The following is a 7,350-nucleotide window of genomic DNA, read 5'->3' as shown; positions in this document are numbered from 1 at the left end:
TATTTTCCCCCGGAAATTCCATTCCACAGGCTTACACCAAATTAACTTCACAGAAGTCTTTTTCAACTTTTCTCTATTTCTGAGATAGCTCCGTCTCCAGATTTTTTTTAGTTTACCTTTACCACTTTCTTAATCGATACCCCAACCGATTTAAAATATCTGCCATTGTCGAGTCAGCAGGAACCTCCTCTCTATTATATCCTAGATTTCTTAATTGTTTAATGGCTTCAGCCCGCCGTTAATCTTGTATAGGCAATGGGGTTATTAAATGTGGGTTTTTGTTGTGCGTGAGCTTCGGCTATTTCTTTCAATGATTGGGCAACTATTGGGTATCTTTCCTCCCATTTTTTACATCCACTATTGACTGATTGTAATCCTAAACACACTATCCCAGTTCGTTTTTCATGTAATCCAAGTTGAACATTTTTTCTCCCCCAACCAAACACGATTTCGGTTTGTCTGGCACTTCCTCCACAATACTTGAGACACATTTCAGCTTGAAATGAACGACGCTCTGCTCCCGTCATTTTTGAGGCTGCTAAACGTAAATCATCGACCATCGACGGGGTTAAGGGATGATTTGTCTGTTTTAGCTTCAATTTACTCTCTCTAATCTTTTTACCTCTTCATTTTAATCTATTTCTTCTGTTTTTTCAGACAAGCCAATTATGAAATTTTAAAGTTGTGTACCAAGATCCGCTAACTCTCTGTTCCTTTTATTTCTTGAAAGCCTTTAGTCCAAGCGATTACCCCCTATGGGAAAAGCTTTCTCGGAAATCACCTTGAGCATAGGCTTCAGTTTCAACTACTTGTTGTTCTATAGTCTCTGCGTTTTGTTTAACTTCATCTTGGCCTTCTTTTGATAGGTTAGCTTTAGCTACTAACTCAGCATAAAGTCGTTGAGATTCATGAACTTCATCCCATGATTTATGACCTGCTTTTTTCTCAATTTCTTTGGCAATAGCAAAGATATCAGGAAGTCCTAAAGCCCCCAATTCATTTAAACCAGGAATGTCTCCTAATGTTTTAGTTAATTCTGATAAAGTACCTTGCCACAAAGTGTTAAAGTTAGGAACATTAACGGTGGGAAGATTTACTGAAACATTAGGCAGAAAATCAGACATTTGAAGAGGAAAAGCCCGTACACTAGGTAAAGAAACTAGACTAATAATCCCTAGAGAGACACTGGTAAAAAGACCGAGTTTAATGACTTTGTTTTTGAGATTACAGGAGGGTTCTTTAATTGTTGATTGATTCATAATGGATAATCGATATTGAGAAAAAGCTGGTAAAATAGTTATATTCTACTGAGTCGTTAATTGTCTCAAGGAAAATAATAACTGTTGTAGAAAATGTTTAACATGACTCCTCCTAAGTTACTGAAAATTAAACTTTATTGGAACAAATACTTGACAAGTCAGATTTAATAATTAATAATTAATCATTATTGCTTCTTGATTACTAACTGTTAACTGTTAACTGTTCATTGTTAATTGTTGCCTAAGCTGCATTAAGATAGACTTTAGAAAAGTCAACTAAAGCTCTAACCTTATCCTCTGAATTATTAAAATAGTTCCTCCTTAAAGCAGCTTCTTCAGCATTATTAGCAGCCAAAGAAATTAAAAGGTCTGACGGATAAAATCGTACAGAAACATAAATCCCCGAATCATCCAATAACCATTGAGAATAACGACCCTTTTTGTTAATACCATAATTAACCAATGGTTCCAATAATTGAGGAGGATACCCCATCCATTTTTCATAAGCAGGAATAGCACCCCTTTGAATACGTCCAATAATACGAGTCGTCATATTAGCAAAAATCATATCAGCAGCCACAGAACGACCAATAGAAGACGGTTCCTGCGCACAAATAATAACCCTTATTCCTGACTTTCCACTAGCAGCAAAATGTTGACCAATAGCCATAGCTAAACTATCCCATTGAAACAAAATAGGAGTTTCATCAGCAAAAATAATACTCTTTTCATAAGACAAACTACGACGCGCAGCAAACAAATTAAACATCATGGCCATCACCGCAGCATCCAGGTTATTACCAAGGTTGCGTAACGCCACCACCTGCATTAATTTGTTACTATCGAAGGTAGTAGGACGACTAAGAATTTGCCCTATTTTCGTTTCCTTCCAAGCTAATAAACGTAATTTGATGTATTTAAGAGCTTTAATAGTAGAACTATCAGCATCAACCAGTTCCAAGCGTTCAGGGGAACAAAACATCAATAAATCCCACAAAACCGGCATAGAATCCCAAGCTGCTGTACCTTGTCCCTGTTGATAAGCCTTAGCAAAGCGGTTAATAATTTGATTATTGCCGTAAAATCGAGCAATCATCAGGTCAAAAAGACTACTAACCCGTGAGGGGTCAATTTCTTGGCTACTTTTCTCCTTACCCCCGAAAACCAACAGAAACAGTAACTGTTTCAGATACTCTTTGAAGTCCCCTAATAATTCAACTTGATCCTTCTGTTTACGTCCCGATAAATCAGGGGGTTCAACACAATTAAACCCTAAAATAGACGAACCTGTATCTAGATAACTACAATAAGGACTGAGATAGTAAGAAAAATCGCTGAAGGTTCCAGTACCATCCCCTTTAGGAAATTCTAACACCGTTACTGGTATATTATGCGCCAAAGCTAAAGTAAATAACTCACAGTTACTTAAACTTTTACCACTGCGTTGAGTAGCGAAGAAACCAAGATGTCTTTGGGTATTAAAAAGATCCAAATAAACAGGGTTTCCCCCCTCTTGCGAGATAAATTCAATACCCTTATGATCAATAAGAGGAGTCTTGCATAAAGGTATCACCCCAGGCACTTCCGAGGTTTGATAACTTTGCAGACGTTTAAACGGTTTACTCAACAGTTTATCCCAAGTTAACTGAGGGAAAGTTTCTACCCAAACCCTCCAAGCGTATTCCGTTTCCCGTACACACCAACCTTGACGGGGGAAAGATGCGATAAAATTACTACAAGCATTATCTAAGTCTTGTTCATGGTTGCGATGAATTAATACTACTACTGCGGTATGTAAAGGGACATTTCCTCTAATAAGAGAAGCTTGAGCTTCAATAGTTTCCTCTGCTTTTAGTTGGGCCCCAACATCCACATCATTTTTCTCAGCAGCAGTTGAAGCTGCCACATTACTTTGTTTGGTCAAACTTTTCAGTTTTTCCCTCATTAACCGAGAATTTCCCAGTTGCAGTTGACAGAAAACTTCGGTATCATAAACCCTATCTTTAGCCACAACATCCCAGAGGGATCTTAACTGATCTCCTTCATCCATCCAACCATCAGGTTTATCCGCTAAATAGAGAACACCTGTATGACGATTATTAACATAAACACTCTTCTTTTTAGCCACAGGTACAGAAGATTCAGACTCCATTAAATAGGACATAAAATCGATGTCTGAGTTAACTTCTTCCGTAAAAGTTTTACCATCAAAAAGAATGCGATAAGGAATTTTCCGAGGGGGTGTATCGTTAAATCGTTTCCACAGATCATCACGCATTTCTTCAGAAGATTTAGCCCTAACCCCTAATTTAAGTTGGTCAGAAAATAATTCTTCTGCTCGTTGGTATCCGTCTATGTATGCTAACTTTAAAATGGTTTCAACTTTTTGTTTTTGATGTTCTCCATATTGTCCAGTAAACATCAACCAATAACCTTCAATAGCACTCAAAGCTTTTTCAGCTAAATCAGCTTTTTTTCTTGACCTTGTTCCATAGTATAAGTCAAATAAAAGCGCAGAAAACTAATTTTTCTAATACCTTCTTTAGTTAAATCTTGAACTCGTTTCCTTGTGCCTCCAATTAATAAAGCTAACTCAGGGTTTAAATTAGTTAATTCTCCTAATTCTTGTTGACGTTGATTATCATCTCGAAACGTGCCAAAATGGATAGTAAGAATTTCCCCTTTAGGTAAATCTTTCAACCCCGTTTCTAGACGAGCTAAACAACCAGCAAATTCTTCTTCACTTTGTAGAGGAGAAATACCTCCACATTCAAAACCAAAGACAACCCGATAACTTTCTTTTTTTTCTTTCTTTAAGATAGTAGCACCAATTTGTTTACCCTTATGATTAATCGAGTAGAATCCTACTATTTGAAACATATCTTCAAAAGGTTTCTAACGATGTTTAACCCCTTGAGGATCTTTAATTGTTTTTACGCCTATTTTGCTCATTATTAGTTTTTCCCTTATGTGATAATAATGCTTGATTTCGACCCATTCCTCTTACCCAATGGGGAGGTTGTATAAACTTAGAAAAGAATTTGTAATAGCCTCCTGCGGTAATAACCCACCATGTTGAACAGCCCCAAATAATTAGAATAATGACCCATAACCACGGTAAATTAAAGACTCTCTTTCCGAGGAAAAATACTGTTCCCCCAATAATTAGCCACGGAATAAATTGCTCTGCTGGAAATGGTCCTATTCTCGGTGATAAATCTAAACTTTTGTTGACTCTCCTAAAATTTGGCATTCTCCATTATTAATTATTACTTATTAACTATTAATTAGAGAATTGTTATAGCTTGATCTCCAGCCGCGCAAGCAAATAATACTAATAAAGGAAGCTTTAGCGGCTGCTTCCAATCTTCATCATCTCTTCCGGCTTGAATGGCTTTTACAACACCATAAACAATGTATCCTACCATCAAAGCTTCTAGGGCATAAGTCCCGATATTAATGGCTTCAGTTGCTCCTGATGCACCAGCATAGTTTGAGTTAGTAAACATAGTATCTATTTTCGTTCTAACATTGTTAAAAAATAGTGCCTGAGATGCTAATATTAGCTTATCAAAGAGATAAATTCCTGCTAATAAAATAGACAAAGCTGGCATTAAACCATATTTCGCAATCCAGTTTTGAATGCTCGATAATCGACGATTACTATTTTTCTGAAACACTAAGTAGAGGATAACGATAAACCCCCAAAGTGAGACAGTTAATACTTCTCTGGAATTACCTGTTCCATTAAATAAACTGAGAACTAAAGTTCCTGAAGTTAACCCCAATAATAAATCTGTTGATAGATTATCTATGAACCCACTTAATCCTCTTTTAGAAGGAGATAGTTTCGGATAATTATTCTCTATTGCTTTTACTGAAAAGGTCATATTTCCCTCCTTTGATATTTAATAGTTAACAATAATTAATTGTTCATTGTTAATTGTTAATTATTAATTGCTAACCCGTACACCTTATGTTTTATCAGGAATCAAATTTTATGCCATCTCCTCAAGTCGTTATTATTTTTGATAATCAAATCTGATAATCAGAAAATATAATGACTTCAAGGGATGACAAAATTGATTTTTTGTGTTAAGGGCTTTTCAAAAATTAAATATTGTTCATTGTTGAATGTGCGCTTTGCGCCCCATAGATGACAATCATTGATTTTTATCTATGCGATTATCATCAATTAATATATTGCCCCCTCATTGGCCATTAACCCTCGTTAACGGCAAGAAGCAACCGTTAGGAAAAAATTGGCAACGAAACCCTTACACTCCATCGCAAGCGATCGCCATTTTTCAACAAGGTTATGTAACATTAGGAGGGGAAAAAGGAAGTTACCGAGTTAAACCATTAGGAATTGGGATACTTTGTGGTCATAATAGTAAAGAGTTCCTATTTGCAATTGATTGTGATGGAATATCGGCACACCGATCTTTGCAAAGATTGGGTCAGCTTCCCCCAACGGTTTCCTTTACATCTGGAAGGCCAGGAAGATGCCAATACTTGTACAAACTGCCGTCCCATAAACAGATAAAATCCTGTAAAGTCACCACTGCCCCTGGAGAAGTCCTAGAAATTCGTGGAAGCCATCACCAGTCAGTGTTGCCGCCTTCTCCTCATCCTATTACCGGGCAGTATCGATGGGTTAATTCCCCTGCTGATGTTGAAGTGGCGATCGCACCTCAATGGCTTGTACAATGGATTGACTTGCAAACTTATAAACCCTCGAAACCCAAGAATAACAGGAAACCTTTTCATCAAAATGTGTCCAAATTGGACACACCCTCAACGTCAGAAGAAGCTGCCGTGGCACTTCTTGATCTGATTCCTTCCTATTATGCAGATGATTACGATAGTTGGATCAAAGTGGGCATGGCCTTAAAGTCCATTTCCCCTGTATTATTAGAGGCTTGGGATCGTTGGAGTCGACAGAGTAAAAAATGGAAACCAGGGGAATGTGCTTATAAATGGCGAACGTTTAATGGGGTAGGGATAAGCGAGCGTACACTGTATTGGTTGGCTCAAAATTCTTAAAAAAAAGTGAAAATACTCTATTTCGGGGGATTTTCACTTTTATATTGTTCTAGAGCAACTGTAATAATTGTCTAAATTATGGACTAGCCTAGTAATAACGAAACTTTGTTGCTAGATAAGATGAGATAAAAAGAATCCTGAATTATTCAAAGTATTGCCATAAAAATTTAAGTTCTATCTGACAAAATCTGTGAGGGCTTGGTGAAAACCGACTTAAAGTCAGATTATGCTATTATTAAGTTAGTGGTAATGAAAATATCTCTTTTCAATAGCAGTGTCGTTGTTAATTTTCACCTCTGATTGTGGCTAAGATAACTCGTTTTAATCCAGATTTATCTCCCATCGCTCGGGCGATCGCACTCTGGTTGGAGGATAAAACTTCAAAGATGACTCGTCGGGAATATGAGAAGGATTTACGGTATTTTTTTGAGGTGATGTCCGGTCAACAAGTGACAGAAGAGTTAGTCAGTGCTTTTTTGAACATATCCCAGTCTCAGGCTAACGCCGCTTTAATGGCTTACAAGGCTGCTTTGAAGAAACGAGGGTTAGCCCCCACTACCATTAACCGTAAAATCAGTGCGGTGAAATCTTTTATCAGTACGGCGAATCGTTTAGGATTATGCCAATTTTCTTTGAAAGATGCTGTCAAGAGTGAGAAACTTAAGCCTTATCGAGATACATCGGGTATTCCTTTAGCAGAGTTTAAGAAGGTTCTTCGTTTGTGCGATCTTTCTACGTTAAAAGGGAAACGGGACAAGGCGTTATTGATGCTATTTTGGTCTAATGCTTTACGGCGTAATGAGGTTAGTTTACTAGATATCGGAGATTTTGTGCCGTCAAGCCGCATTCTATGGGTTAAGGGAAAAGGGCGTAGTGAGAAGGAATCTGTGGATTTATCTCCGAAAACCATTCAAGCGATTTGTGATTGGTTAGCAGAAAGGGGGAGTGCAGGTATTAAGTCATCGTCTCCGTTGTTCATTTCCCTAGATTCTCGTTCGAGGGGGAGTCGTCTGAGTGGGGATGGCCTTTACAAAATTGTTCGTTG

Annotated in this window: 7 protein-coding genes and 1 pseudogene; 2 read left to right on the top strand and 6 right to left on the bottom strand. The window is 37.5% G+C overall.

Annotated features, from left to right (window positions below; translation table 11 throughout):
* Positions 1 to 72: 72 nt before the first annotated feature.
* The 6 genes and pseudogenes from CWATDRAFT_RS28280 to CWATDRAFT_RS28260 all read right to left on the bottom strand — a co-directional run.
* Positions 73 to 560 (bottom strand): annotated as a pseudogene (locus CWATDRAFT_RS28280) (ISAzo13-like element transposase-related protein); the annotation flags it as partial.
* 186 nt (positions 561 to 746) lie between these two features.
* Positions 747 to 1,259, bottom strand: a complete 513-nt coding sequence (locus tag CWATDRAFT_RS40670; RefSeq protein WP_007308191.1) for a hypothetical protein — start codon at positions 1,257 to 1,259, stop codon at positions 747 to 749.
* Positions 1,260 to 1,500: 241 nt separating this feature from the next.
* Positions 1,501 to 3,708, bottom strand: a complete 2,208-nt coding sequence (locus CWATDRAFT_RS28270; protein WP_157134196.1) for a hypothetical protein — start codon at positions 3,706 to 3,708, stop codon at positions 1,501 to 1,503.
* A gap of 11 nt (positions 3,709 to 3,719) precedes the next feature.
* Positions 3,720 to 4,139, bottom strand: a complete 420-nt coding sequence (locus tag CWATDRAFT_RS36385; protein ID WP_007308189.1) for a hypothetical protein — start codon at positions 4,137 to 4,139, stop codon at positions 3,720 to 3,722.
* A 43-nt stretch (positions 4,140 to 4,182) separates the two neighbouring features.
* Positions 4,183 to 4,512, bottom strand: a complete 330-nt coding sequence (locus CWATDRAFT_RS38955) for a hypothetical protein (RefSeq protein WP_042712699.1) — start codon at positions 4,510 to 4,512, stop codon at positions 4,183 to 4,185.
* Between the two features lie 34 nt (positions 4,513 to 4,546).
* On the bottom strand, positions 4,547 to 5,149 hold the full coding sequence (locus CWATDRAFT_RS28260) for a hypothetical protein (RefSeq protein ID WP_007308188.1): 603 nt from the start codon (positions 5,147 to 5,149) through the stop codon (positions 4,547 to 4,549).
* Between the two features lie 289 nt (positions 5,150 to 5,438).
* Here CWATDRAFT_RS28260 and CWATDRAFT_RS28255 point away from each other — a divergent pair, with 289 nt between their 5' ends.
* Positions 5,439 to 6,305 (top strand): bifunctional DNA primase/polymerase, encoded by an 867-nt coding sequence (locus CWATDRAFT_RS28255; RefSeq protein ID WP_007308193.1) that lies wholly within the window; start codon positions 5,439 to 5,441, stop codon positions 6,303 to 6,305.
* Positions 6,306 to 6,607: 302 nt separating this feature from the next.
* Positions 6,608 to 7,350, top strand: a 743-nt coding sequence (locus CWATDRAFT_RS28250) for a tyrosine-type recombinase/integrase (protein ID WP_042712697.1), incomplete at its 3' end; no start/stop codon positions are given.

Origin of the sequence: Crocosphaera watsonii WH 8501, assembly GCF_000167195.1 — a bacterium.
Lineage (GTDB): Bacteria > Cyanobacteriota > Cyanobacteriia > Cyanobacteriales > Microcystaceae > Crocosphaera > Crocosphaera watsonii.
Note: the sequence above shows the minus strand (reverse complement) of the source record. Positions and strands in the feature narration are given on the sequence as shown.